Below are 26,746 nucleotides of genomic sequence, written 5' to 3' on the forward strand. Positions count from 1 at the left end.
GCGAAAGAACGCTCATTTCCTTTTAAGTTACTCCCAATAATTCGACATCAAGTCAACTGACCAGTTTGGCTGTTTTACCTCTCCCTTTGGAAGAAATTCGTTCATGACAGGCTTAATGTCTAAAACCGGAGTTCCATCTATGGCATCCAACCCTTTTACAAAGATTGATAATCCCTCCCGTTTAATGAGTTCCACAGTAGTAAGCCCTATTTTATTTGGACGATTTTTACCACGTTGCGCGAATATACCAACCTTCGGGTAGTCCGTGTTATTTCTCGGATGCCTAGCAGTATATTGAATCTTATCGTCTGATACAAGGTGAAATAAAAAAATAATCTCTACATGACTAAATGCGTCAATACCATCTAAACTTGTCACGTCCCAATCATTGTTCAATCTTATCTCAGATACTACTTGACCCCAATAATCATCCTCCGGAGTTTTTCTAGTGTTATGTACCGTTCCAATAGAACTAACGTTAAATGTATTCATAATATTCTCCCCCTTTAGACAAGCATAGCAAATCATTCTTAAACGAAACATTACTTATTTGTTATATGAGGTGATAGATAATTCAAATGAGGACATTAAAGGATTCTCATCAAACCTTGTGGAAATAAAATAGCATAAAGGGGGGAATGAAATGATTACACAAGCAACTAAAGAGGAAGTCGAATTTATTCTTTCTCATGCAATAAGCTCTACTTATGATGCAACTCAAATGGAAATTAGTGAAGAAAAGGCAGTCGCAATGCTCCAAGGAGTTTTAGATAAAGGAGGGTTCTACTTAATTGCCAAAGAAGAAGACAGTACCATTACTGGATGGATACTGCTAGGGAAAAGCACAGATTACTTTACGGATCAAACATATGGTTTTATTTATGAAATTTATGTACTACCCGAGCACAGAGGGAAAGGTCTATCTAAGTTGCTAATAAACGAAGGAAACGCCTATTGGAAGAGCCAAGGCTACGACGAGGTTCGTCTAAATGTCTTTGCCTCCAGTTTCGCTAAGGAAATTTATAAAAAAATGGGCTTCGAAGAAGTCAACTTCATCATGAAAGCAAAGTTATAAATAGATTTAGTAATGACATACACACCTATGGGGCTCTTGAATCTTTCAAGAGCCCTTTCCTTTGTATAGCAAGATTTATGACCGTTCGCAATAAAATTTTAGACAGATTATTCATGCAATCAATGCTAAACCGGCTCTATTTAGTGTTTTTTAATTAGAAAGCAAGCTCCAACATAGATATTTGAAGCAGAAAAACAAACTTATGACCGTTCAGAGTACATTTATGACCGGATAGATTTTTTTATGACCGGATAGGAAAATTTATGACCGCATAAGCCGGATTTATGACCGGATAGATATATTTATGACCGTTCGCAACAAAATCAACCTTTTGGACAGATTCATCATGTAATTAAGGCTAATCTGGCCCTATTTATTGTTTTTTAATTAGAAAGCAAGCTCCAGCATAGACATTTGAAGCAGAAAAACAAACTTATGACCGTTCGGAGCACATTTATGACCGGATAGGTTTTTTTATGACCGGATAGGAAAATTTATGACCGCATAGAAAATTTTATGACCGTTCGCAATAAAATCAACCTTTTGGACAGATTCATCATGTAATCAATGCTAAACCGGCCCTATTTATTGTTTTTTAATTAGAAAGCAAGCTCCAGCATAGACATTTGAAGCAGAAAAACAAACTTATGACCGTTCGGAGCACATTTATGACCGGATAGATTTTTTTATGACCGGATAGGAAAATTTATGACCGCATAAGCCGGATTTATGACCGGATAGAAAATTTTATGACCGTTCGCAACAAAATCAACCTTTTGGACAGATTCATCATGTAATTAAGGCTAATCTGGCCCTATTTAGTGTTTTTTTATTAGAAAGCAAGCTCCAGCATAGATATTTGAAGCAGAAAAACAAACTTATGACCGTTCGGAGCACATTTATGACCGGATAGATTTTTTTATGACCGGATAGGAAAATTTATGACCGCATAAGCCGGATTTATGACCGGATAGAAAATTTTATGACCGTTCGCACTCATTTGCCCATTATCTCCCCATAAAAAACTCCTTCTTTAAGCCCTATAATCTTATCAGCCTCCAGACCTAGCAATAGTTAATCCTCTCGCTCAATGTGGAAATCATTTCTATTTTCTACAATGAAATGGTAATGCAATGAAAGGAGTAACTAGCGCTGTAAATTAATTGAAAATTATAACATCAAGATGCACTCATACGTACTGTTCTTAATTCAAAGGAGGAGTTGGAAGATGTCGAGTTTTACCAGATGGGCATTTGGCAATAAAGCGGGTGTAGCGGTATTAACCGTTTTAGTATTAGTAATTGGAGTGTTTAGTTATTTTAGATTGCCGATGGAGTTTTTACCCTCTGCCGATAATCCGCAGGTAACCATTATCACTATGGGACCTGGTACAGATGCGAAAACGATGGAGAGCGAAGTGACCACTCCTATTGAGAGGGCTGTTGTTGGATTGAACGGTAAGTCTTCGGTTTATTCTAGAACCGGGGATGGGTATTCCCATGTAGATCTTGTGTATGAATCTGGCTATGATATGAAACAAGCAAAACAAGAAGTGCAGGAGGCATTGACCCGTGTACCTTTGCCACCTTCTATATCCGAACCAGTTGTTTCCCAGCTTCACACATCCATGATTCCAATTATCAATATTGCGGTCACATTTGAGGACGGCCTCACTTCTGAAAACATGGAGCTTGCGAAAAATGAGCTGAAGTCACGTTTTCAAGAGGTTAAAGGAGTTGCAAATGTTGATGTGTATGGGATTACTGAATCCACCATTTCGATTCGTTTAGATGAGGACAAATTAGCGGATTATCAAATTCCTCTTCAATCGGTAATGACAATCCTCCAGGGGCAAAATACGGCTGTTTCTGTTGGTGAGAAAAATATCGATGGGAAGACGAGCAATATCAAAGTGATTGGTGACTTAACTAGCATAGAAAAGCTAAAAAATCTCTCGATAGTCCCTGATGTGACGTTAGGCGAAATTGCAGTAATTGAAGAGACAATTGACTCCAGCTTTATTAGTAGATTTAATGGCAAGGAAAGCTTAGATATAAGCATTACAAAGGATAGCACATCGAATGCTGTTACAATCAGCAAGGAAATCGAGCAAGTGACAAAAGAATTGAATGAACAATATAAGCAGCAGAAGTCTGTTATTTATGTATCCTCTTCTGATTTGGTTCAAAATTCTGTTCACACAATGATGAAAGAGGTTTTGCTTGGCGCACTTTTTGCAACCATTGTTATTATGATTTTCCTACGCAATATCCGCTCTACTTTCATAACTATTATTTCTATTCCGTTATCCCTTTGCTTAACGCTATTTTTACTCTGGATTTCGGGAGTTACGCTCAATATTTTAACACTAGGTGGTGTAGCTGTTGCGGTTGGCCGTTTAGTAGATGACAGTATTGTCGTTATTGAAAATATTTTCCGGAAGATGCAAACGGAGAAGTTTTCTGTTCAGATGGTCATAGATGCTACAAAGCAGGTAGGGGTTGCGATTACCGCATCAACGCTTACAACAGTGGCAGTATTCCTTCCTATGAGTTTATTGGATGGCACCCTGCAGGATTTCCTTCTTCCGTTTGCTTTAACAGTAACCTATTCTCTATTAGCCTCCTTGTTAGTAGCACTGACTGTCGTTCCTATTATGAGCGCAGGCTTATTGAAAAACACGAAACTTCCGGAGCATAAACCCGCTGTCCGTTTTCCAAAGGCTGTAACATGGTCTTTAAATCATAAGTGGGTTATCTTTGTAGTTTCTTTATTCCTGTTTGCTGGCTCAATTGGCACTTACCTTTTAATTCCTAAAGGAGCAGTGGATAATTCTTCTGCGGATTTTATTACGGCTTCCTTAAGCTATCCGTCTAATACACCTGTAGAGGAAGTTAAGGAAAAAACGATTGAAATGGAATCCCTTATTCGGGAGATGGAGGAAGTCGATTTTGTTTTTGCACAAGTTGGTACGCCTCCCGAAGCAGCACAATATGGATCTGTAGGATCTCAGACCGAGGCTCTTTTTAGCATTTTATTGGCTGACAAAAAAGATATAGAGAAGGTCATAGAGGCTATAGAAGAAAAACGCAGTCAGTTTCCAAAGGCTGAATTAGAAATTACTGCTGCTTCCTTTATGATGGGAGGAACTAGCACTAGTATTAACATTGATATTGTGGGAGATGACTTAGCAAGTCTGGAAAAGCTGGCACCAGTTATTCAAGAGAAGATAGAGCCTATTGAAGGAATCGAAAAGGTAACTACGAATCAGGATGAAAAGAAAACAGTACACTCCTTGGTAGTCGATTCATCTAAAGGAAACACCGAGCAAATTGCACAGCAATTAAGTGTTATGTTGAACAAGACACCTATCGGAACAATCCAGGTAGAGGATAAGCAAAAAACAGTTTTTCTAGAACCAATATTAGATACTAAAACACCAGAGGATTTAAAGGCTATCCAGATAATGACAAGCGACGGTCCTGTTCCTGTATCTTCTATAGCTACGCTACAAACTGAGCAACGCTCCACTATTCAGCTGCATAAGGATGGGAAGACTTATCTCCGAGTAACGGCATCTGTGGATCCAGCTAAGCTTTCAGAGGTAGCAAGTGACATGAATATTGCTATTTTTGGAGATAAAGACAAGGAAAAAGGTATAGGCATTCCAAAGGACACACAGGTTTTCATTGGTGGCTCCAGCAGTCAACAAGCAGAGGAATTTGAAGATTTATTTTTAATCATGCTCGTTTCTATTGGCCTAGTTTTTCTAATTATGGTCATTACCTTTAAATCTATAAGAACTCCAATTGCCATTCTTTGTTCCCTACCCCTAGCTGCAATCGGTGCAGTTTTAGGAATAGTGATTAGCGGGATTTCTGTAGATATCACCGCATTACTAGGTGCTTTGATGTTAATCGGAATTGTTGTTACCAATGCTATTGTATTATTGGACAGAGTAAAGCAAAATGAAAAAACCATGACCATTCGCGAGTCCTTAGTAGAAGCAACCTCTACAAGAATGCGACCAATATTCATGACAGCAATCGCCACTATATGTGCAATGCTTCCACTGTTGTTAAAGCAAGCGGAAACAGGTAGCCTTGTATCACAAAGTCTTGCAATCGTCGTGATTGGTGGGCTTGCAATGGCAACGCTTCTAACCTTAATAGTTGTGCCATGTATTTATGAGCTACTCTATTATAGAAAGTCTAGGAAGCAAAGAATGGCGAAAGAAAGAAGCTAAATATGTTAATCATAAATAAAACCAGATCTAGCTCAATGACTAGATCTGGTTTTATCTTTTTTATTTGAAAGAAATTAGTTCTCCCACAGTATTTCCATCATTACCTACTGCTTTAATAATTCCAACACCTGGAGCTAAATAAAACGTAACTCCATATTCTTTACTTTTGAATATGACAACATTTTGGAATGTCCCTGCTTTGACCTTTACAGTACTAGTTGTACTAATAACATCTATATTTTGTGTTACTCTGTTGTTTTCTTCATCATAGAAAATTTCTTTTGTTTGCTTGCCTTCAATTAGAGGAAATTCAATAGCAAATAATCCCCAATCTGTATGATTCACACCAAAAGAAAAAATCTGTTTACCTTCGACATTGTTAATCTCATTATACACATAACTCTCATATTGCTTACCTGGAACGGTTAAAATAGTTTGAATATAACCATCTTCCTTTATAACAGTAGTAACGAAATCTCTTTTAGTATTCTCTGTAAAACTTGGAGAATAAGTAAGCTTCATACCCGCTTTTGGGACTAGCCCACCGTTTACCTCTTTGTTAAGCAAAGCAAGTTTGCTTTTTGAAGGAGTTTCATATTTTACTTTTGACCCCTTTTGAACAAAGCTACTTGCACCTAATCCGTATAAGCCACCGTTTGAACCCTTATACGTGTAGACTCTATATTCCTCGCCCTTTTTTAGGGTGCGAACTTTACTTAGGGAGCCATTAGCTCCTACTTTTACTAAGTTAGTGTCCGCTAGAATAGTAACCTTACCAATCTGCCCCACTTTCAATTCCGTCTTACCCCACATCACCTTGTGTGTGGCTGCCTCTGCGGATGTATTAGCTGTCGCCGTAATTCCCAAAGCTAAAACACCTACTAGTACTGCTTTACTAAGTTTTTTAATCATTTTAACTCTCTCCCTTCCCTCTTATTCTATCAGAAAATAAAAAAATATAGTTGATATTGGTTAAATATAATAAAATTTGTAATTTTAAAATATTATTTTCATATATTTTCCATTTATTATACAATAACATCTTCTAAAATTCGTGTTTCCTAATTAACCCCTTTTCTCATGCTAAGATAGAGTATAAAAAATAAATTCTAAAAGTTTGTAACGAATTGATAATTTTATAGATATATAGGGTGAAAGGAGGTTGAACATTGGGGGAGCTTACGGAAATTTATAAGCAATATGCGGATGGTGTCTTTAAATATTTGATGGTTCTTTGCAACAATACAGACGTTGCAGAGGAGCTAACACAGGAGACTTTTTATCAGGCAGTTCGATCAATCGATAATTATAATGGTGAGTGCAAAATGTCAGTTTGGCTCTGTCAAATTGCCAAGCATACATATTATAAATACGTAGATAAGCAAGTAAAACAGCCAAAACAAGCCAATGCGCCAAACCATGTACCTTCACTCGAAAGCAACCTAATTGAGAACGAAAATAAAATTGCGCTTTATCGTACGATTCATTTGTTGGAGGAGCCATTTAAAGAAATTGTGCTGCTGCGTATGTTAGGTGGCCTAAGCTTTAAGGAGATTGGTGAAATACACAAAAAAAATGAAAATTGGGCAAGGGTTAGTTTTTACCGAGCGAAGTTAAAATTAAGGGAGAGAGGAATTTTAGATGAAGAATGAATGCTATATTGTACGTGATTTGTTACCCACTTACATAGATAAGCTTTGTAGTCTAGAGAGTGCAGAGTTTGTAGATCAACATATTGCCACATGTGACAAATGTACACAAATCGCAAAACAAATGCGTGCTGAATTCGATATAGATGAAAACGTTGACATAACGGCTAATATGGAACAAAAGAAACCATTAAAAAAACTTGCAAACTTTTTTAATGCACAAAGAGGTTATACAGCTTTTTTGCGTGCAGCATTTTGGATTTCACTCATAGTAACCGTTGGATTTTTCATATATTCTCTGAGTGTATTAAATGATATAAACGATGAACGAAAAGTAGCACGATCGGTTGAGCAGGAAAAGCAAGAGGTAATGGAACAGTCATTTGAAGTCTTGTCTACTAATCTAGATGAAACAGCACTTCAAAAAATATTTCAGGAATACAGCGACCATCTGCAGCATTTAGCCGTATTTTCTACCGATCACATAAATGATTTCACACTCATCAGGGAAGGGATAACACATCCTTATTCTATTGATTTTTCTCGGCTAAAAGAAGGACCTTCTAACGCTTATCCTATTAATTATTCTCAAGCGGAGTTAGTTGTTGGAGATGGTGGAACAGTTACAGAATTAATCATACCGAATGATTATGATATTGGTACTGTGGCAATGGCCAATGAAGAATGGATTATCCAATTTGAATATAAGGAAGCATATTTTGATACTGTGGAAAGGGCACATCAATCTAAATATTATGGGCCATCTAATTGGATAATCTTTCAGCTACCACTTATATTACTAGTCATCACATCGTTTATATTAGGTAACTGGATCTTTCAAAAACGTATTACCAAACCAGTGAATAATATGTTGGACTAGTATTTAAAATTAGTAGTCCCTCTTATTGCTAAATATATAGTTTGCTTGATTGCAAGAATCAACTATATTGAACACTTTTTTTAATTGAAAAGTCCAAAACTGCCTGACAAATTATTGGATTTAATATTTTTACCATAAGAAAAGAGCTGTCCTAAGGGCAGCTCTTTTGCTAATTAACGTGATGGTTTAATTGGGGCACATTCCGTACAGCTTTTTTGATTACTTCCCTTAAACTTCGTAAATGTTTTTTCAAAAAGATTCCCACAGGAACATTTAAACTGTAATTTTTGGGAGAAACCTTTATATTCAGTAGAAAGTAATTCACTTGTTGAATTCTTTTTAACATACTCACGGATTTCTTCAATCGTCCATTTTTTATTCATCATGACACCTCCGACATAGCTTCCGAATAGACATGCAGGAAGAAGCTTCGGAAACTTCCTTTCAATCGGGATCATCTGCTCCTAATCTACCTAAGGTCACTATTATATCATAGGAATTGTTTCCTTTACCATTTACACTAGCTGAAATTCAGCATCCTCTGGATACAACGAAACATAGCTATCCTGCTCCTGCTCGTAAGCAATTTCAACACCTTCTGTCAATTCGTGTTCAGATAGCTTCTTCCAGATAGTGTTAAAACCAATCTCTACATCTACGACAAAAATTGTAATTGTTCCTGCCCCTGCTCCGACCTCCAAACCACTTACGTCCCCATTTCCTGTGAAAAGGAGAGCCTCCTCTATAATATCCTCAACATCAAAGCACTTTTTCTCTGTCGCTTCAAACTGAGCTTCATCAGCTTCTTCATAGCGATACTGGACAACTAGTTTGTTCATGTCTTTGTCATTCACAAATTCATAGCCCAGATTTGCTTTTTCCTTGGCTAATTTTTTCACAATTTTTTTAGGACTTTCCCAAAACCTTAAGGACGGCCTCTCCTCTATTCCTTCTTTTCCTAATGTACCAGTTAAAATACTTAATGGAAATTTATAATTCCATGCCTGCCAATATAGCGTTTCCTTACCATTCTTCTTTATCATTCTTATCATCATCTTAACCGGTCCCCTTTGTTTTCCTTTAGATGTGCTTTTATGATTTAATATCCTTTACCATTACATCAATTGGCTCCCCACCATTGTCCAAAGATATTTGGTTAACGTTTATCAATTTCTGGCCTGATATTACTTGTCGAATTCTTTGAATGGCAATATCCATGTCTTCAACAAAGCAAGTGATAATAACCCTTGTTTCGTCGTTAATATCAACACCATCCGGGAAGCCTATACTAGTTTCCATAAGCTCATTCTCAATCATTTCATATAATTCGAAGCTAGCTTTTTTCAATACGTCATATTCACTTACTCCGTTATCATTGTGGATAACAATATCTATCGCTTCTTTTTCATCGCTATTTACGTAGCCTTGGCTCCGCTTTTCCTCTACTAATCTTTTCATCAGCTTACTTCCGTTATCAAAAAGTTTAAGCTGGATTTCTTCGGACTCTTTGCTGACTCCAATAACTCCATATTCGACGCAAATTCTCTTCTGATGCTTCCACACTTTCCAATAATGCGTTTCATGAGCTAACTTTTTGGACAGTTCATACATATAATAAAAACTCCTTTGTTTAATTATTATATTATTAATAATATTATAATTATATCTCATTTTGATAGTTTGTCGCTTTAAATACCCTTATACTAAAAGGACAGAAGAACAATTGTGTTCATTATGTAAAATTTATTCCAGTATCTAACCATTGCTTAACAATTAGTCTTTGGATTGGTATGTATTTGCGCTTATGTAGTTTCCGTCTTCCTGTAGTAAAGAGACACTGCTTTCGTTTAATAGCTTCTGTTCAAGTAAAATCTTTTGTATTGCTACAATACCTAAATCTTCATCTACTACGAAGAAATAAATGGTAGCTCCGCTTTCATTGATTGTGATACCTTCCGTATAGCCTATACCTGTAGACAATAAACTATCATTTATCTTATCTTGTAAATCATAGCTTGCCTGTCTAAAAGTCTCATATTCTGCTGCATCTTCACGATACGCAATGTCCACCTTTATTTCCTTATCCTCATGGCATTGGACAAATCCTTGATTTTCTTTCTCCTCTACTAACCGTTTCATTAATTTATTGCCTCTTTCAAATAAACTTAGCGGTTGCTCCTCACTTTTATTGCTCACTCCTAGTACTCCATAGGTAAAATGTAGACTTCTTCCGGATTTCCACACCTCCCAGTAGTGTGTTTCATTAGGCAACTTTTTAAGCAGCTTATACATACTTCTCCCCCTAATCTAATTACGTATGTTAATTATATCTAACTTTCGGTATGGTTGTGGAATTCTTCTTTACAGTTTCTCTTTGTACAAGCATCATACAATCTAACTTTTTTAAATAAATTGGCTATGTTAAGGGCTGGGGTTGATTTTTCGTGAGGTGATTTTATTTGTGAAATGTTACACTTAAACGAACGTCTCAGGTTAGTTTAAATTGGTATTTTTTGAAGATGACGGATTATCTGTTGGAGGTATAAAAATGAAAGAAAAAAAGTTTGACATTTTAATGATATTTCAATTAATTTTTGCAGTCCTTGGTATGTTAGTTGGTATTTACAGTAAGGTTACGGAAAATTACAACTTACTACCATTGATGTTAATACTTCTAAGTGTAACGTTACTAATAATGGGAATACGAGAATATAAAAGAACTAAGAGTTTATTGTGGGGCATCTTTATTTTGTGCACTTCTTTATACATTTTAATCTCTGCGGTTGAAGGCATTATGATAAATTAAATAGAAGTAATATTTAACTTAAAAAACATTCAATATCTGTATTATAGTTTCTTTAATCTTGGAGGTTGGCTGGTTCTAGATACTTGCGGGATATGCAAAATTTTATTTTTTTGGCAATAAAAGAACCCACTTTTTCAAGTTTGTATTCCCTTTGCGCTTAATAGAATTATAGACATAGGTTGTATTTTTACTAACGATGCAGGTTAGTTGATTAAGGAATGGTAAAATTGAAGAAATAAAATGAGGTGTGGCAATGCTTTTAAATGACTATATTAATGAAAATTACCCTAACTTAAACCTTAGACCACCATTGTTTTATAACTGGGAAATTGGCATACGGTTCAAATTAGGGGTAGAGTGGGATGGAGAATACAATTTCGAAAACAGTACTTATGTTCAGGGGTTATATAAAAGGGCTGTCATGTTATTTGAATCCTTGCATTCACAAGACGAGGAGATTTTTGTTGTAGTAGATGTAGACGATTTTGGAAATGGAAAAACCTTTAAGCACAAAGCAAGGATTTTTTCTCCCTATGTCTATGAAAAATCAATCTTATATAAATTGAAGCATGCAGAAATACCTTATGTTTTCCCAGAAGATGATGAAGACGGGAAATGTAAAACACATAGGTTTACTCTTAAATGCAAGGCATCTGATATGAAATATATTTCATTGTTAAAGGCAGTATGCAATCAGGATTTAGGAATCCAACCAAGTATTTTTCATAGGATATATTTTATAAATATCAAAAGGAAAACCATTTTTCACGTGTACGATGATAGAGGATGTGATTTGATTGCTACCTTCCCTGAATCTATACGAGACATTTATAGCACATACAATGATTGGATATTAGATTACGACAAAGATGAAATAGATAAAGTATTTAAATAAGAAGTGCAGGTTTGTTTGAAAAAAGGAGGCGAAGTGATAAGTGGAGCAAGTAAATAGGTTTTTACGTTCTCTTATCTTTAATAAATACGATGAATTTGCAAATGCTTTGGGCTACACAAATTGGAAAGTTGCCGAAGAAAACACGTTCTATATTTATCGCCTAGAGGAAGACGCAGGTTGGTATGCAACAGAACTTCCAAGTAATAAGTGGGCAGTTTGGAATGATGAAGGACAACCCCCGTACTCTATGAGTGAATTTGCAACATGGTCCGAAGCAATTGGACAACTTCGAAAGTCATTTGTGGGAAAAGGATTACCAGAGGAATACTGGCAGCCCGAAGGATTTAAAGATAATGAGAATGTGTTTATGAAAGAACCTGACAGAGAAAAAAAGATGTAAAAAGAGAATTGCTTTATTCAACTCCCATGAAAATTAAAAAATGCCCAAAATATACAAGTTTACATACCAAAAGAGACTCAGAAATTGCTTTTTAAAAAAAGCTGAGCCTTCAGAATGTTTATATTAAGTTAGCCAGCCATAGCATCCTATACCCGTTTTTCACATTTTCATTCTCTGTGGTGTAGCGCTTGTTTTCCGCTACATGGATGGCTAACTGGTGCTTTAGTAAAAAAGGAAATCAAATTAATATGCTCTTGGCGAAAATATCCAAGGTCATTTTTTATTTGTATATTAAATCAACCCTCACCTTTAACATAGCCAATAAATATTAGAATTTTAAAAAGAGCGACCGTCATATAGACGGTTTGCTCTTTTCATTTTAGTTATCTTGACTAAGTGATTCTTGTGCAAGTGTTGCTAGCTCTTGTGCCTTAGAGCTAATTTCTTGAATAGTTGCAGAAAATTCTTGAATGGAACCGGATTGGTTGTCAGTCAATGTATTTACCTCTGAGAAAGCTTGGTTCAACGTTAACAGAAGCCCTTGAATGTTTTTTGTTATGTCATTAATCTGATTTACATTTTCCTTCGAATTGGTTGCTAGCTTACGTATTTCATTCGCTACAACGGAAAAGCCCTTCCCTACATCCCCTGCTCTAGCCGCTTCAATCGCTGCATTTAAACCAAGCAGATTACTTTGGTCTGATATTCCCTTAACTACAGAAGAAATTTCACCGATTTGCTCTGCACTTGAGCTTACGGCTTTCATTTGAGACGTAATATCTGTCACTCGATCAGCAAGTGAAGTCACCGATTCACTTATATCTTCAATGCCTGCTGCTGTTTGCTCCACAATTACAGAAAAGCTTTCAGCCATTTCAAATAGCTTGTTTGCCTTTTCCAAGCTTGTTCCGATTCCTACACCGCCTATTACATTACCCTCATCATCATGAAGAGGTAGTGCACGAGCTATTAACGGAAATCCGAATAGCTCCTTCGGAAGGACTGCCGATAAAGGAGAATCGGTTCTAATCGCATTTGTTACGATATCCCCTTCCATTAATGGATCACCTGGGTTTACATTTAAAGCAAACGTTTTACCTGGTATATTAATGATCAGCTTCTCCGTATCGTAAATTCCAACAGTTATATCGTCCTGGACAAGCTCATTAAGCAATGGAGCAACTTTAACAAATGCTTTTATTAAATCATGTTCTGCCATCAATTTTCACTCTTTCTATTAATATGGTAGGTTTCTTTGACCGTAGTTCACTGAAATCCATTTTAATGTTGTAAATTCATCTAAGCTCCATTGGCCATTTAAGCGACCTAAGCCAGATTGCTTTTCACCACCGAAGGCTACAATCGGTTCATCATTAATCGTTAAATCATTAACATGAATCATCCCTGTGTGTACCTTCTTAGCCATTTCCACTCCTCGTTCTAGATTAGATGTATGAATAGCTCCACTTAGTCCAAAACGAGTATTGTTAGCAATATCAATTGCCTCTTCTTCTGTATCAAAAGGAATAACACATACTACTGGTCCGAAAAGCTCTTCCTGAGAAACACTAATGTCAGTCGTAACATCTGTTAAAATGGTTGGCTCTAGCAATCTTCCAGTAACATTCCCTTTAAGGTAAGGTGTAGCACCTTCTTCAATCCCTTTTTCGATCAAGGCTTGCAGGGTTTGGGCTTGGCGATCATTGATAACTGGCCCAATGATTGTTTCAGGATTTAATGGATCACCGACTTTAAGAGAAGAAACCTTTTGTGCATATTTTTCAATGAACTCTTTATAAATAGATCGTTGAACAAGAATTCTATTTGCTGACATACAAATTTGTCCTTGATGGGTAAATCTACTGAAAGTAGCAGCATTCACAGCATACTCGAGGTCAGCATCCTCTAAAATAATAAAAGCACTGTTGCCGCCTAGCTCAAGTAATGGCTTTTTGAAGTTTTTAATAGCTACCTGACCAATATAGCTTCCTACTTGTGTAGATCCAGTGAAGGAGATAATTCTTGGAATTGGGTGCTCCACAAATGCATCGCCAATTTCTTTGATATCTGTAACAACGACATTTATTAATCCTTTCGGTACTCCTGCTTCTTCAAAGATTTTTCCGATTAGCGTTCCGCCCATAATAGGTGTGTCATCATGAGGTTTTAATACGACACCATTTCCAGCTCCTAGTGCAGGTGCAACAGATTTCATCGATAAGAAGAATGGGAAGTTAAATGGGCTAATAACTCCTACAACGCCTGCAGGAATTCGGTATAGTCTATTTTCCACGTCATCTATTGTAGAAGGTAGAATTTTCCCTTCCATTCTTAATGGGAAGGTAGCTGCCTCTTTAATGATGTTTTTAACAAGACCAATTTCGAATGCTGCCTTCAGTCTAGTACCACCTAATTCTTCCATAATAATAGAGGTGATTTCTTCCTCATGCTCTTCCATATATTTTACTGCATTTTCTAAGATATCACGTTTTTTATAAGGATTTACTTTGTCCCATTCTAGCTTCGCTGCATGTGCAGCCTTATATGCTAAATCTATATCTTCTACATTTGCTAGCTTGTATGTATTAATAGGCTTGTCATTGTAAGGGTTTGTATTATTTAACACGAGACTACTGTTTCCGTCTCTCCATTCACCAGCGATAAATTGTTTGCCTAACATTTCTAAGTTCATCTTTTTAACCTCCAGGATATTATTCTTATTAACTCTTTGATTATCGTCAGGATTAGTAAAATCTTTACTGAAATAGAAATGTATTGTGAATAATTTATCTAATAGTTACTGAAAAGTTTTAAAAATAGTCCCATACACCCATTCGATTCTTTCAGACAAACAAACATTATTACCTAATCTAATATATAAGAATAGCGCAAGAGTTATATCTGAGTTACTAAGAACTATTAATATAGATGGCTGATTTTCGCTTTAGGCGGTCGCTTTCCGTGGGGTGAGCGATAAGCCATCACCGTCGCTTACGCGTCGTTTGTGATGTCTTATCTGTCTCACTCATCCCACTGGAGTCGCCGCCTGACGCTTCAATCACAGGTGGAGGATGAATTAGATAAGTTAGAATGAAAAAAATTATACCGTTATATTTAGCTATTAAATCGAATTAATTTACACTTAAATTTTGAATATAGATGGTAGATTTCCGCTCTAGGCGGTCGCTTTCCGTGGGGTGCGCGATAAGTCATCACCGCCGCTTGCGCGTCGTTTGTGATGTCTCATCTGTCTCACTCATCCCACTGGAGTCGCCGCCTGTCGCTTCAATCACAGGTGGAGGGTGAATTAGATAAGTTAGAATGAAAAAAATTATACCGTTATATTTAGCTATTAAATCGAATTAATTTACACTTAAATTTTGAATATAGATGGTAGATTTCCGCTTTAGGCGGTCGCTTCAATAATAGGTAGAGGGTGAATTAGATAAGTTAGAATGAAAAAAATTATACCGTTATATTTAGCCATTAAATCGAATTAATTTATACTTAAATTTTGAATATAGATGATAGATTTCCGCTCTAGGCGGTCGCTTTCCATGGGGTGAGCGATGAGCCATCACCGCCGCTTGCGCGTCGTTTGTGATGTCTCATCTGTCTCACTCATCCCACTGGAGTCGCCGCCTGTCACTTCAATCAACAGGATAAAATATTATTTAGAATTCCATTAGCTTGCTATGTAGATATAACTTTGTTAATGGCATATTTAGAATTTTATTTATTTTGTGTTCCTCCGTTAGTTATTAATGCTTGTTCTGCTAACCTCAATATGGCTACCAATTTATGTCCTTTCTATCTCCAATAAGACATCCTACAGATATCTAATTCTTCGTTTTAGAGCCTTTCCAAGATGGAAAATGAACAACATTACTTGAAAACTGCTCAAACAAAAAGTACAAAAATACCAATTAAGCCCATAATTATGAACGAAGTTGACACTTTCTTAAATATTTCACAATTGTGTTAAAGAACGTTCAAATCTTCTTGAACAATTCGTGAAGTCCGGTTTTTATATTCGTTTTTTTGAAGGCATGGTAATAAGATAGAGGCACAGAGAGGAATTCTTTGAAAGCAACACTAGTTACCTTAGCTTTTTATAATAGATTGGAAAGGGGTACAACGATGAAATTAAAATTGAAGTGGGCTCTCTTGACGATGGTTTTCACTATTGTCACTGTGTTAACAGGATGCGAGCCATTACTTGTTTTAGACCCTAAAGGCCCTCAAGCCGAGGCACAGGCAAATGATATTATGTTATCTATTTTCCTAATGTCGGGGATTGTGATTGTCGTTTTAGCTATCTTAGTTTTTGTGTTAATAAAATACCGTGCTTCTAAACAAAGCGAGGATTACGAGCCACCTCATATAGAAGGAAGTCCGATTGTGGAAGCAATTTGTATCGGTATTCCTATTATAATAGTTATTTTTCTTTCAATCGTTTCAGTTAGAAGTAACTATATTGTAGAGTCGACGCCTCAAGGCTATGAGGATCAGGAACCATTAATCATTTATGCATCTTCCTCTAACTGGAAATGGCATTTTAGTTATCCTGAACAAGGTATTGAAACGGTTAACTACTTATATATCCCAGCTAATCGTGCGATTGAGTTTAAACTATACTCCCACGGACCAATTACTAGCTTTTGGATTCCACAGCTAGGCGGGCAAAAGTATGCGATGTCTGATATGGTGACTACGTTACACTTAGCTGCCGATGTTGAAGGCGAGTTCATGGGCAGAAATGCGAACTTCAGTGGATCTGGATTTGCAGAAAACGTCTTTGATGTTACCTCTATGTCTAATGCCGATTTTGAAGATTGGGTAGAGGAAGTACATGAAACTGCACCTGCTCTTACAGAAGAGAAGTTTGAGGAATTATTAGAACCAGGTCATCTTGGCCGTTCAACTTATACAGGAACACATTTAGAATTCTCACCTGCTCCTAGTCATGACCATGGCGATAATGCAGAGGAATCTGAACACGAGCACCATGAATCAACTGATAAGGATGAGAAGTCCGATCATGAGAATCATGGACAAACTAATGAAACTGAGGAATCAGATCATTCTCAGCATTAATTGAAGGATTACAAGATTACTATAGTAAAAGCTATAGATTCCTGAAAGGAGAAACAAAAGTATGGATTTCTTTGATCGCTTTGCCGTACCACATCCAAGCTTTTTGATATATGCATCCATGGTCGGAATTGGCCTTACGATGGTTGCAATAGTTTTAGGTATTACCTACTTTAAGAAATGGGGATACCTCTGGCGTGAATGGATTACTACAGTAGACCATAAGCGTATTGGTATTATGTACTTGCTTACAGCATTATTGATGCTGTTCCGTGGTGGCGTTGACGCCATTATGATGCGCTATCAGCTTTCGATGCCAGAAAACACATTTTTAGATTCACAGCATTATAATGAAGTCTTCTCCACTCATGGAGTAGTAATGATTTTATTTATGGCAATGCCGTTTATCATCTTTTTCTTTAACTATGTTATTCCATTACAAATTGGAGCAAGAGATGTAGCGTTTCCACGTTTAAATGCACTTAGCTTCTGGCTGTTCTTTATGGGTATGGGATTATTCAACATTTCCTTCATCGTAGGTGGATCGCCTGATGCAGGTTGGACTTCTTATTTCCCACTTGCAGGCAATGAGTTCAGTACATCTGTTGGTACGAACTATTACATGATTGCTATTCAAATAGCTGGTCTTGGTACATTGATGACTGGTATTAACTTTATTACAACTATCCTGAAAATGAGAGCACCTGGTATGACTTTAATGAAAATGCCAATGTTCACATGGTCAGCGTTTATCGCAAACATCATTATCGTTTTCGCTTTCCCAGTATTAACTGTATTACTAGCAATGGGAACAATGGATAGACTGTTTGGGACAAACTTCTTTACAACGGACAATGGCGGAATGGATATGCTCTGGGCTAACCTGTTCTGGGTTTGGGGACATCCGGAGGTATACATTCTAATACTACCGGCATTCGGTTTATTCAGTGAGATTATTTCAACCTTTGCTCGACGCAATCTATATGGCTATAAGTCAATGGTTGCTTCCATGGTAGTTATTTCTGTCCTATCCTTTGTCGTATGGGCGCATCACTTCTTTACAATGGGTCAAGGTCCATTATCAAATAGTATCTTCTCGATCACTACGATGGCGATCGCTATTCCGACAGGGGTTAAAATATTTAACTGGCTGTTCACCCTATGGAAGGGGAAAATCGAGTTTACGACACCGATGCTTTACTCCATCATGTTCATTCCACTGTTCACTTTAGGTGGGGTTACAGGGGTAATGCTTGCAATGTCAGCAGCTGACTATCAATATCACAATACGATGTTCTTAGTTGCCCATTTCCATAACGTAATTATCCCTGGTGTTGTTTACGCAATGCTAGCTGGTCTTACTTACTATTGGCCGAAAATATTCGGCTTTATGTTAAACGAGCGACTAGGAAAATGGACTGCATGGTTATTATCCATCGGTTTCGTACTAGCCTTCATCCCAATGTATATTACGGGATTAGACGGTCAAGCGCGTCGTATGTACACTTACTCTGAGTCTACAGGTTTCGGAATGTGGAATATGGTTTCCTTCGTTGGAGCAGGTATTATGGCAGTAGCCTTCGCGTTACTTGTTTATAACATCTATTACAGTATCCGTTATGCTTCTCGCGATATTGGGGATGACCCATGGGATGCACGATCACTGGAATGGGCTACACATACACCAGTACCTGAATATAATTTCGCTGTTACACCTCAGGTCGAGTCTACACAAGCGTTTTGGGATTCTAAGAAAAACGGTCATGAAATATTCAAAGGAAAAATCGAGAAAATTCACATGCCGAATAATAGCGGTTTACCATTTATCATGAGCTGTATCTTCTTTGCCCTTGGGTTTGCAATGATCTTCAGCATATGGCCACTTGCCATCGTTTCATTGATTGGTATTTTAGGTTGTCTAGCATACCGTTCATTTGAACAGGATCATGGAAGATACATTTCGGTAGAGGAAATCGAAGAAACGGAAAGAAAATTGCGAGGTGCTAAAAAATGAAGGTAGATAAGTCACTTCCACTTGAGTACAGCACAGAGGAAAACAGCTTAAAAGTCTTGGGCTTTTGGATTTTCATCGGGGCGGAAATTATGCTTTTCGCAACACTTTTCGCCTCCTACTTCACCTTAGAGGATCGCATAGGTAGCGGTCCCTCTGGTGCAGATATTTTTGAAATAACACCAGTGTTAATTGAGACACTTTTACTTTTAACGAGTAGCTTTACAATCGGTCTTGCCATTCATGCAATGCGAATGAACCGTACAAAAGCAACAATGGCTTTCTTTGGGATTACACTTCTTCTAGGAGCTGCTTTCCTAGGAGTCGAGATTTACGAGTTTACACACTATATACATGTTGGAGCAGGACTTCAAACTAGTGCCTTTACGGCGATTTTATTGACGACGTTAGGGACACATGGTTTGCACGTAACATTTGGTTTCTTCTGGGGATTGTTCATTCTCCTACAAATCAAGAAGCGTGGTCTAACTCCGGAAACTGCTAATAAGTCATTTATTTTCTCTCTATATTGGCATTTCCTAGATGTGATTTGGATTTTCATCTTCAGCTTCATCTACTTGAAAGGAATGATGTAATATGAAAGAATTATTCCCTCTCAAGCAAGTAATGGGCTTTGCATTTTCATTGGTCCTAACAGCAGTAGCATTATTGGTGTACTTTATGGATATGTCCTTTGGAGTTGGAATGACTATCTTACTGCTGACTGCGTTTACCCAGGCCGGTTTACAGCTAGTGGTATTCATGCATGCTGGCGAAACGGATGATAAAAAATCCATTTATGTCAATGTCTATTACGGCTTATTGCTCGCATTATTAACGATTTTAGGTACGTTACTTGTAATGGTGTGGGATATGTAATAACGAAGAAGAGCGTCTATTAGGCGCTCTTTTTTTGTTGATAAAGATGGAAAGATATAAGAATAGATGACTGATTTTCGCTTTAGGCGAACGCTTTCCGTGGGGTGAGCGATAAGTCATCACCCGTCGCTTACGAGCGCGGTTGTGATGGCTTATCTGTCTCACTCATCCCACTGGAGTCGCCGCCTGTCGCTACAATCATAGGTTGTGTAGGAATAGAAAGTCATTTGAAAAAAGCTTGCTAAACTATCTAAACGGTTACTTGAAAAGAATGAGAGAGAGATGGGAGATTTCCGCTTTAGGCGGACGCTTTCCGTGGGGTGAGCGATAAGTCATCACCCGTCGCTTACGCGCGCGGTTGTGATGGCTTATCTGACTCCACTCATCCCACTGGAGTCGCCGCCTGTCGCTTCAATCATAGGTTGTGTGACGAGAAAGTAGTTAGGATAAAATCAAATTCAGTTCGGGCAGTTTGTATCAAAAATAAATCTCAAAAAATAAATGGCCGATCTCCGCTTTAGGCAGGCGCTTTCCGTGGGGTGAGCGATTAGCCATCACCGTCGCCTACGCGCGCGGTTGTGATAGCTTATCTGACTGACTCATCCCACTGGAGTCGCCGCCTGTCGCTTCAATCATAAAGTGTATGTAGGGTAAAATGTTGTGAGTCTGGAACAAGCTGAATTCATTAATATGTATCAAAATAAACCTCAATATAAGACTCAAAAAATAGATGGCTGATTTCCGCTTTCGGTGGACGCGTTCCGTGGGGTGAGCGATAAGTCATCACCTGTCGCTACAATCAATAAAGTGAGTAATTTTCATTTTTTGTAGGCAAATTGCTGCCTATAAAATTAACTCGTGTATATATTTTTTAAGCATGTTACATTCGAAATGTACCAAACAATTCCAAAAGAAGAAAGGAAGTAAGAATCGATGAAGTTTGAAGTTGAAACGCTACCTAACTATCGCTTGGTTTATGTACGACGGGTTGGTCCATATGGTTCTGCAAATATTGAAGTTATGCAGAAGTTAAAAAATTGGGCTAAAGAGAAAGATCTTTCGGGAACTATACTTGCTATCCAACAAGATAACCCTACGACAACACTTCCCGAAAACTGTAGATTTGATGCTTGTTTAGTGATTTCAGAGGATTATCAAGTGGATGATTCGATTTGTGAAGGCGAACTAGCTGCAGGTGAATATCTTGTTTACAAGGTTAAACATACAGCCGAGGACATTCAAATTGCATATGCTAGCATTTTTCCTTCTTTACAAGACAATGGATATCAAATTGACAACAAACCCATTTTAGAAAGGTACACGGAGGATATGGTAAACAACCATTATTGTGAAATATGTGTACCGGTAAAACCATTAAAGATTGGTTAAGAAAGTTGTGCCTTTCTGGACTTTGCACATGAGGAGTCACTACTTACACTTAACCAATAAAAAAAGGCATTTAGAGTAGCTCCTCTAAATACCTTGTTCACAGAGAGTATCTTGTTTAGATGCTCTCTTTTTTCAATTGTTTGGAGTTCAAAATCATTTCCTCTGAAGCAACTAATATCATCCCAATGATAAATGTGAAGACTGCTCCCATGACGATTCCGATTCCAACGCCCATAACTGTACTATACTCACTTATTAATGTTCCATATAAAAAGACAGCAATTCCTATAGTTAACAAGGCTGCACCTACAATTTTTGTAGCGTGTAACATTTTTACGTATGATTCCATTCGAAACACCCCTCTTAACCTATATTATTCACCTTGTTCACAATTTTGTCAATACTTTTTGTCCGAAATGTGAACGACTGTGAATAGTTAGAGGTCCCTTCTTCCCCAATTATATGCTTCCTCTCCAGTTACTATTAGCGTAAGTCATATAAACAAAAAAACTCCCCAGCAGATTCATACCTGCTGAGGAGCTCTCTATAATAATGGAAGTATTATTCCTTCCATCAACTTTATTATTGTGCAGTTAATCCACCATCGATTACGAATTCAGATCCAGTTGAATAGCTTGATTCGTCAGATGCTAGGTAAAGAACAAGGCTAGAAACTTCTTCAGATTGAGCTACACGTTTAAGTGGGATATGCTTAGCGAACTCTTTAATCATTTCTACCGCATCTCCTTGGGTAACCATTGGTGTTTCAATAACACCCGGGTGTACGGAGTTTACTCGAATGCCATAGTGAGCTAATTGAAGAGCTGCTGCCTTAGTCATACCACGAACAGCAAATTTCGTATCTGTATATCCGACTGCTCCACCTACTAATCCGTTCATAGAAGAGATGTTGACGATAGAACCACTACCTGCTTTTTGCATAGAAGGAACAACTGCTTTTGTTCCTAGGAATACAGAAACTTGGTTGATGTCCACAATTTTACGGTAGTCAGCTTCAGTCATTTCCATTAAAGGCTTGCTCATGCTGATACCAGCGTTGTTCACTAAGATGTTAGCTGGACCGAAAGCTTTTTCTGTTTCTTCAATAACAGTTGTCCAGTCCGCTTCTTTTGTTACGTCTTGTTTTACAAACAAGACGTTTTCTCCTAGTTCTTTCGCTAGAGCTTGTCCACCTTCCTCGTTCAAGTCAGTGAAGACAACTTTCGCACCTTCGCTTACGAATTTACGTACATGAGATTCACCCATACCACGAGCTCCACCAGTAATAATAGCAACTTTGTCTGTTAAACGACCCATTCAAATTCCTCCCACTAATCTATTTTTCTTTTTTGTAAACGGTTACAATTCCATTATATACCTACTTTATCCTAAATCAAGTAGATACAATAACGTTTAAACATTATGATATGAAGGAATTAATGTTAACAAAAATTTAGCCTAAAACACTTAATTTCCCCTATAAAACTGTCCTAAAAACAGTGGTTAAGATTTGCAAATTTGAGTCTATAACGCTACACGATTTTGACTTTATGGAAGGCAGGGATTAAAACCAAGGTAGACTACTCAGCAAAGCTTTCATACTCCCCTTGTAATAAGTATTTCTATTGGATTGTTCCAGTACTTTTTAATGCGATATCTACGGTTACATCAATTGGTAGGTTTGGGTATGCCTCTTCCCATTTTTTAAACGTACCTTTATCATATAGCTGCATTGTTCGATATCTAAGCCCGAATCCAAAGGGGTCTAGCTCTTCCTTTTGAAGCGTGGTGAGTAATTTCTCCAAATTTCCTTTTATCTCTTTGGAAGCTAATTTATTATATTTGTCTAAGTTGTTTAGGGGCAATTGCTTATTTGACTGGCTGATGACTCCTGTCATTTTTACGTCTACCTTGATGGATGTAGGTCGTTCATTATCATTTATTACTTTATATTTCATCTTAACGGTTCCCATATTTAGTACTAGCTTTAAATCATCAGTCACTATTTTAACGCTGTACCCACTTATACTATTTGCCAGTGAATTGTAGTCTCTCGTTAAACTAGAGGATAATTCAAGTGGCTTAATCCTCTCCTTCACTACTACGGATTTATTGACGATTAGCTGAGTACCTGACTCATTTGACTCCACGATTGGTATAATCGGATCAACACCTTCACCATGAAAATCTCTTCTAAATTCATATAAATAAGTTGAGACTATATAGGGACTTTCCGTACCTGTATTCCCAAAAAATTTAGTAAGTGGAGATGCAACTGCAGCCTCCCCCTTTGGTTCAGTTCTAAGTATAGCTTCCGCCGAAGGTTTAGCTACAGCAACCCAAGCGATTGTTTGTATATCCCCTCTTCTAAAAAGATAATCCATAAAATCCTTGAGCTCTTCTTCTAATAGCGCTTCATTTATTAGGATTATTTTTGCATGCCCAAATTCCAAAACCTTATCCGTATGTGTTTCTAATATTCTAACCGCTTCTTCTATATTTTCACCCTCATGCACTAAATACTGATAGCTCGGTTCTTTTTCTTGTTTGATGGATGAAACAGGGATAGCTAGCTTCAATGTAATTTTATATTTACCGCTTTCTTTTTCAGAAGGATCAATTCCAATCGCTGTAACAAATATTCGATTATCAATATCTTTAAATCCACAGCCCGAAAGAAAGCTTGTAATGACTAGTATAATTGTCAGAAATTTAAGATGAGCCATTAGACTTTAACCTCCGTTTTGCAAAAAGTAAACTTACGATTAAAACGATGTAGAATATTGGCAATATATTATAGAAATAAGTAGAAAGTTTAGTTAATTGATATTCACTAATTTGTCTCGTCACAGCTATTCCTATAATCCCGAATAGAAAAACAAATAGATAAGATGTGAGATTTCTTTCTTTCCATTTCAATTTTTTAAACAGAAAAATACTTTCAAATATTTTCAGTGAAACATGCCAGTGGATCAACAGGCTAATAAAGGCTACTCCCAAAAATAAAATGACAAAAATGAAAATGGCTCGCTCAATTATTCCAAACTTCATGCGTACAGCATCGCTTGTTGTCACCCAAGGAAAAGTAAAATTATCAATTTGTTCAAAGCCATTAAAACCTATAGGTATGAAATATGTTGTAAACAAAGTGAAGATACCTGTCAAACTTAAAATGACTATTTCCTTAAATCCTGCTTTCTTCTTAAACTTAATAAATTTATTGAAGATAATTATGTTCACAGCACCTATAAAAATATACGTAGATGCTGAATAGGCATTATAGCTTGGTAATTCATTGATGTGTGTAATAGCTACCTTTACAAAATCCCAATCTAATCGTGAATCAGTATATATTTTTACTACTAAAAAGAAAATGACAGGTACAAACAAAACTAACACGAGCTCAGTTGTGTAAAGAACACTTTTCTCCTTCATTAACACCCCAAAGGAGATGATCAATATAAATGCCAGAGTTGTTATGGTAACAGAAGTCTCATAAGACAAAAAAGTAGTAAACAGCATAACATACGTTGCAATAGTTATTAGACCCGCAGCATACCATGAAATTGCAAAGTAAAATAAAACAGGGTAATAAAACCACTTAGAAGTATACTTCTGTAATATTTCTGGAAAGGTCATATTTGGAAAATGCCTAAATAAGTTTATAACAGTGATAGTAAGAAATACTCCAACAATGATAGCAATAATCATGGACACTATGGCTCCATTTTTGCTCTCACTCATTAAAATTCTTGGCACAGATGCGATGATGTTAGTAACCATTGTGACAATTATTAAGTAATATAGATACCGGCTCATCCTTTTGATCGCACCCCTATTTCTTTCTTCTCCCCCCACCAATACATTTTTAGATAGGGCTCACCAAAGCTTCTTTTGTTAGCCAAGAACATTACAAGCCCTAGAGATCCTAGTATTAACCCTATCGTTCCAAAAAGCGTTGTATAGATGATTAGCATATATCGACAAATACGGATAGAAAAGCTCATCTCACTAATCGGAATGACAAAGCTTGTAATAGCAACAGCAGACACAATGATAATCATGATATTGGAGGTTAATGCTGCTTCAGTAGCCGCAGTTCCTAAGATCAGTCCTCCAACTGTCGTAGCTGTTGCAGAAATGGCCTTAGGCAATCGTATACTTGCCTCAGTAAGAAACTCCATGAAAATAAGCATGAATAATACCTCGATAAAGGACGGATAAGGCACTCCAAGTCTACTCCCTGCTACAGTAAGCGCCAATTCCGTTCTCATAACATCTGGGGTATAGGACGTCACGGCAACATACAACGCCGGTAAAATGAGACAGATGATCAAACCTATATACCTCAGTATCAATGTAAACGTAGTAATCCAAAAAGTATGATAGTTATCTTCCATCGAGAGCATAAAGTCAAAGAAAACAACGGGAGCTATTAATGCATGAGGACTCCCATTAATCATGACTACAACTTTTCCAGCGGCCAGATTATATGATATTCGATCAGGTCGCTCCGTCAAAATCAGGGTAGGAAAAAGAGTAATTTTAGACCCATTTAAGTGGAGCTGCAAATCTCCAGCAGACTGAATAAGTGTCGCATCTAAATTCTTTAATTTTTCTTTGACATTTTTGAGTACAGACTGTTTTACCGTCTTTTCGTCATAAATAATGGCCACGGGCTGGTGAGCCTTATCCTTCAATTGGTGCATTTCAAACTTTAAGGTAGGCTCATGATAACGCTGCCTAATAATGTTTAAATTCGTCTCAATATCCTCACTTAAAGCTAATTGTGGACCGTAAATAGTAGGCTCCATTAATGTTTGCTGTACTTCATTCGAATTCACTAATTTAATATCTATTAGATAAAACTCATCTTCTATAGCTACTAGGACATGTCCCTTCGTTATTTCAATTTGCAGTTCTTCTCCCGATTTCATCGTAGTTAAGTCCGGCAACGATTCGACATAAGATTGGTAACTCCCAAAGGATTTCATTTCAAAAAAAGGTTTAATAATCGTTCCATGTAGCTTAGCACCATCTACAACTGATTTTAAATAGAACATAAATACTGTATTCCCTTCCATTTGTAAGGGCTTGAAGATTATATCACTAGAAGGGGTAAACTTTTCAGATAGCTCATTCATCAATGTAGGAGGATTCGGTTTCGACATACTATCCAAGCTCATAGCCTCCATATAAGAATATTTTTAATACATTTAGGTTAACCGAAAGTACAAAATTCTAACCAATTAATGGCTTTAATTATGTAAGTCTTTAGAAAAAATGAAGAACCCCATTTCTTTTGAAATGAGGTTCTAGTTTTGGGGCAGTATATGGTTAATTTAAAGAGACAAGTTAGTCTTCCCTATATCTGTTGTTCTATATTCTCTACTTTTGTTTTATTTACACTTCCGACTTGTAA

Annotated in this window: 25 protein-coding genes; 12 read left to right on the forward strand and 13 right to left on the reverse strand. The window is 37.0% G+C overall.

The features are described from left to right. Positions 1 to 27: 27 nt before the first annotated feature. Positions 28 to 492, reverse strand: coding sequence for an SAM-dependent methyltransferase (locus MKY94_RS14945; RefSeq protein WP_340863572.1), 465 nt, complete (start codon positions 490 to 492; stop codon positions 28 to 30). Between the two features lie 151 nt (positions 493 to 643). Here MKY94_RS14945 and MKY94_RS14950 point away from each other — a divergent pair, with 151 nt between their 5' ends. Both MKY94_RS14950 and MKY94_RS14955 read left to right on the forward strand, forming a co-directional pair. Beyond that, the gene (locus MKY94_RS14950; protein ID WP_342577296.1) at positions 644 to 1,075 is read left to right on the forward strand and encodes a GNAT family N-acetyltransferase; all 432 of its coding nucleotides are present in this window, start codon (positions 644 to 646) and stop codon (positions 1,073 to 1,075) included. Positions 1,076 to 2,303: 1,228 nt separating this feature from the next. Next, entirely contained in the window at positions 2,304 to 5,321 is a 3,018-nt protein-coding gene (locus MKY94_RS14955) for an efflux RND transporter permease subunit (protein ID WP_342577297.1), read from the forward strand. Positions 5,322 to 5,381: 60 nt separating this feature from the next. On the opposite strand, the gene MKY94_RS14960 is transcribed toward MKY94_RS14955, so the two are convergent. Then, positions 5,382 to 6,233 (reverse strand): hypothetical protein, encoded by an 852-nt coding sequence (locus MKY94_RS14960; RefSeq protein WP_342577298.1) that lies wholly within the window; start codon positions 6,231 to 6,233, stop codon positions 5,382 to 5,384. 257 nt (positions 6,234 to 6,490) lie between these two features. Between MKY94_RS14960 and MKY94_RS14965 the strand changes: the two genes are divergently transcribed. Together MKY94_RS14965 and MKY94_RS14970 are read left to right on the forward strand one after the other, a co-directional pair. Beyond that, positions 6,491 to 6,973, forward strand: a complete 483-nt coding sequence (locus MKY94_RS14965; protein WP_151113256.1) for a sigma-70 family RNA polymerase sigma factor — start codon at positions 6,491 to 6,493, stop codon at positions 6,971 to 6,973. Then, the gene (locus MKY94_RS14970) at positions 6,963 to 7,850 is read left to right on the forward strand and encodes a zf-HC2 domain-containing protein (RefSeq protein WP_191697707.1); all 888 of its coding nucleotides are present in this window, start codon (positions 6,963 to 6,965) and stop codon (positions 7,848 to 7,850) included. The genes MKY94_RS14965 and MKY94_RS14970 overlap by 11 nt, the downstream gene beginning before the upstream one ends. Positions 7,851 to 8,023: 173 nt before the next feature. Here the strand turns inward: MKY94_RS14970 and MKY94_RS14975 are convergent, their stop codons facing one another. The 4 genes from MKY94_RS14975 to MKY94_RS14990 form a co-directional block, all read right to left on the reverse strand. Further along, on the reverse strand, positions 8,024 to 8,233 hold the full coding sequence (locus tag MKY94_RS14975) for a hypothetical protein (RefSeq protein WP_191697709.1): 210 nt from the start codon (positions 8,231 to 8,233) through the stop codon (positions 8,024 to 8,026). Between the two features lie 132 nt (positions 8,234 to 8,365). Further along, positions 8,366 to 8,905, reverse strand: a complete 540-nt coding sequence (locus MKY94_RS14980) for a hypothetical protein (protein WP_191697710.1) — start codon at positions 8,903 to 8,905, stop codon at positions 8,366 to 8,368. A 37-nt stretch (positions 8,906 to 8,942) separates the two neighbouring features. After that, entirely contained in the window at positions 8,943 to 9,461 is a 519-nt protein-coding gene (locus MKY94_RS14985; protein ID WP_342577299.1) for a hypothetical protein, read from the reverse strand. A gap of 162 nt (positions 9,462 to 9,623) precedes the next feature. Further along, a complete protein-coding gene (locus tag MKY94_RS14990; protein WP_154310149.1) occupies positions 9,624 to 10,142 on the reverse strand; it encodes a hypothetical protein in 519 nt (172 codons plus the stop codon). Between the two features lie 256 nt (positions 10,143 to 10,398). Here MKY94_RS14990 and MKY94_RS14995 point away from each other — a divergent pair, with 256 nt between their 5' ends. The 3 genes from MKY94_RS14995 (at position 10,399) to MKY94_RS15005 (ending at position 11,951) form a co-directional block, all read left to right on the forward strand. After that, positions 10,399 to 10,656 carry a DUF3953 domain-containing protein gene (locus MKY94_RS14995; RefSeq protein ID WP_154310147.1) on the forward strand — a complete coding sequence of 86 codons (258 nt, stop codon included), beginning with the start codon at positions 10,399 to 10,401 and terminating at the stop codon, positions 10,654 to 10,656. Between the two features lie 253 nt (positions 10,657 to 10,909). Continuing rightward, positions 10,910 to 11,551: a DUF3885 domain-containing protein gene (locus MKY94_RS15000; RefSeq protein ID WP_154310145.1), complete on the forward strand. Its 642-nt coding sequence runs from the start codon at positions 10,910 to 10,912 to the stop codon at positions 11,549 to 11,551. A 40-nt stretch (positions 11,552 to 11,591) separates the two neighbouring features. Beyond that, positions 11,592 to 11,951, forward strand: coding sequence for a hypothetical protein (locus MKY94_RS15005; RefSeq protein WP_154310143.1), 360 nt, complete (start codon positions 11,592 to 11,594; stop codon positions 11,949 to 11,951). A gap of 379 nt (positions 11,952 to 12,330) precedes the next feature. Here MKY94_RS15005 and MKY94_RS15010 read toward each other — a convergent pair whose 3' ends face one another. After that, entirely contained in the window at positions 12,331 to 13,170 is an 840-nt protein-coding gene (locus MKY94_RS15010) for a methyl-accepting chemotaxis protein (protein WP_144538715.1), read from the reverse strand. Between the two features lie 18 nt (positions 13,171 to 13,188). Further along, positions 13,189 to 14,643 (reverse strand): aldehyde dehydrogenase family protein, encoded by a 1,455-nt coding sequence (locus tag MKY94_RS15015; RefSeq protein WP_342577300.1) that lies wholly within the window; start codon positions 14,641 to 14,643, stop codon positions 13,189 to 13,191. Positions 14,644 to 16,091: 1,448 nt separating this feature from the next. Between MKY94_RS15015 and qoxA the strand changes: the two genes are divergently transcribed. The 5 genes from qoxA (at position 16,092) to MKY94_RS15040 (ending at position 21,324) form a co-directional block, all read left to right on the forward strand. After that, positions 16,092 to 17,048: a cytochrome aa3 quinol oxidase subunit II gene (qoxA, locus tag MKY94_RS15020; protein ID WP_191697713.1), complete on the forward strand. Its 957-nt coding sequence runs from the start codon at positions 16,092 to 16,094 to the stop codon at positions 17,046 to 17,048. 61 nt (positions 17,049 to 17,109) lie between these two features. Next, positions 17,110 to 19,059 (forward strand): cytochrome aa3 quinol oxidase subunit I, encoded by a 1,950-nt coding sequence (gene qoxB, locus MKY94_RS15025; RefSeq protein ID WP_144538721.1) that lies wholly within the window; start codon positions 17,110 to 17,112, stop codon positions 19,057 to 19,059. Next, complete coding sequence (qoxC, locus tag MKY94_RS15030) at positions 19,056 to 19,652, forward strand: cytochrome aa3 quinol oxidase subunit III (RefSeq protein WP_154310141.1); 597 nt, start codon at positions 19,056 to 19,058, stop codon at positions 19,650 to 19,652. Before qoxB ends, qoxC begins: the two co-directional genes overlap by 4 nt. A gap of 1 nt (position 19,653) precedes the next feature. Continuing rightward, positions 19,654 to 19,935, forward strand: coding sequence for a cytochrome aa3 quinol oxidase subunit IV (gene qoxD / locus MKY94_RS15035; RefSeq protein WP_144538725.1), 282 nt, complete (start codon positions 19,654 to 19,656; stop codon positions 19,933 to 19,935). Positions 19,936 to 20,868: 933 nt separating this feature from the next. Continuing rightward, positions 20,869 to 21,324, forward strand: a complete 456-nt coding sequence (locus MKY94_RS15040; RefSeq protein WP_191697715.1) for a GyrI-like domain-containing protein — start codon at positions 20,869 to 20,871, stop codon at positions 21,322 to 21,324. Between the two features lie 115 nt (positions 21,325 to 21,439). On the opposite strand, the gene MKY94_RS15045 is transcribed toward MKY94_RS15040, so the two are convergent. The 5 genes from MKY94_RS15045 to MKY94_RS15065 all read right to left on the reverse strand — a co-directional run bounded on the left by MKY94_RS15045 (position 21,440) and on the right by MKY94_RS15065 (position 26,495). Continuing rightward, a complete protein-coding gene (locus MKY94_RS15045; RefSeq protein WP_144538729.1) occupies positions 21,440 to 21,673 on the reverse strand; it encodes a hypothetical protein in 234 nt (77 codons plus the stop codon). 233 nt (positions 21,674 to 21,906) lie between these two features. Beyond that, positions 21,907 to 22,641, reverse strand: coding sequence for a glucose 1-dehydrogenase (locus MKY94_RS15050; RefSeq protein WP_144538731.1), 735 nt, complete (start codon positions 22,639 to 22,641; stop codon positions 21,907 to 21,909). A gap of 305 nt (positions 22,642 to 22,946) precedes the next feature. Then, positions 22,947 to 24,050 (reverse strand): Ger(x)C family spore germination protein, encoded by a 1,104-nt coding sequence (locus MKY94_RS15055; RefSeq protein WP_144538733.1) that lies wholly within the window; start codon positions 24,048 to 24,050, stop codon positions 22,947 to 22,949. Then, positions 24,037 to 25,143 (reverse strand): GerAB/ArcD/ProY family transporter, encoded by a 1,107-nt coding sequence (locus tag MKY94_RS15060; protein WP_144538735.1) that lies wholly within the window; start codon positions 25,141 to 25,143, stop codon positions 24,037 to 24,039. The genes MKY94_RS15055 and MKY94_RS15060 overlap by 14 nt, the downstream gene beginning before the upstream one ends. Then, complete coding sequence (locus MKY94_RS15065; protein ID WP_186318195.1) at positions 25,140 to 26,495, reverse strand: spore germination protein; 1,356 nt, start codon at positions 26,493 to 26,495, stop codon at positions 25,140 to 25,142. Before MKY94_RS15065 ends, MKY94_RS15060 begins: the two co-directional genes overlap by 4 nt. Positions 26,496 to 26,746 lie beyond the last annotated feature (251 nt).

The organism is Psychrobacillus sp. FSL K6-2843 (assembly GCF_038626375.1).
GTDB lineage: Bacteria > Bacillota > Bacilli > Bacillales_A > Planococcaceae > Psychrobacillus > Psychrobacillus faecigallinarum.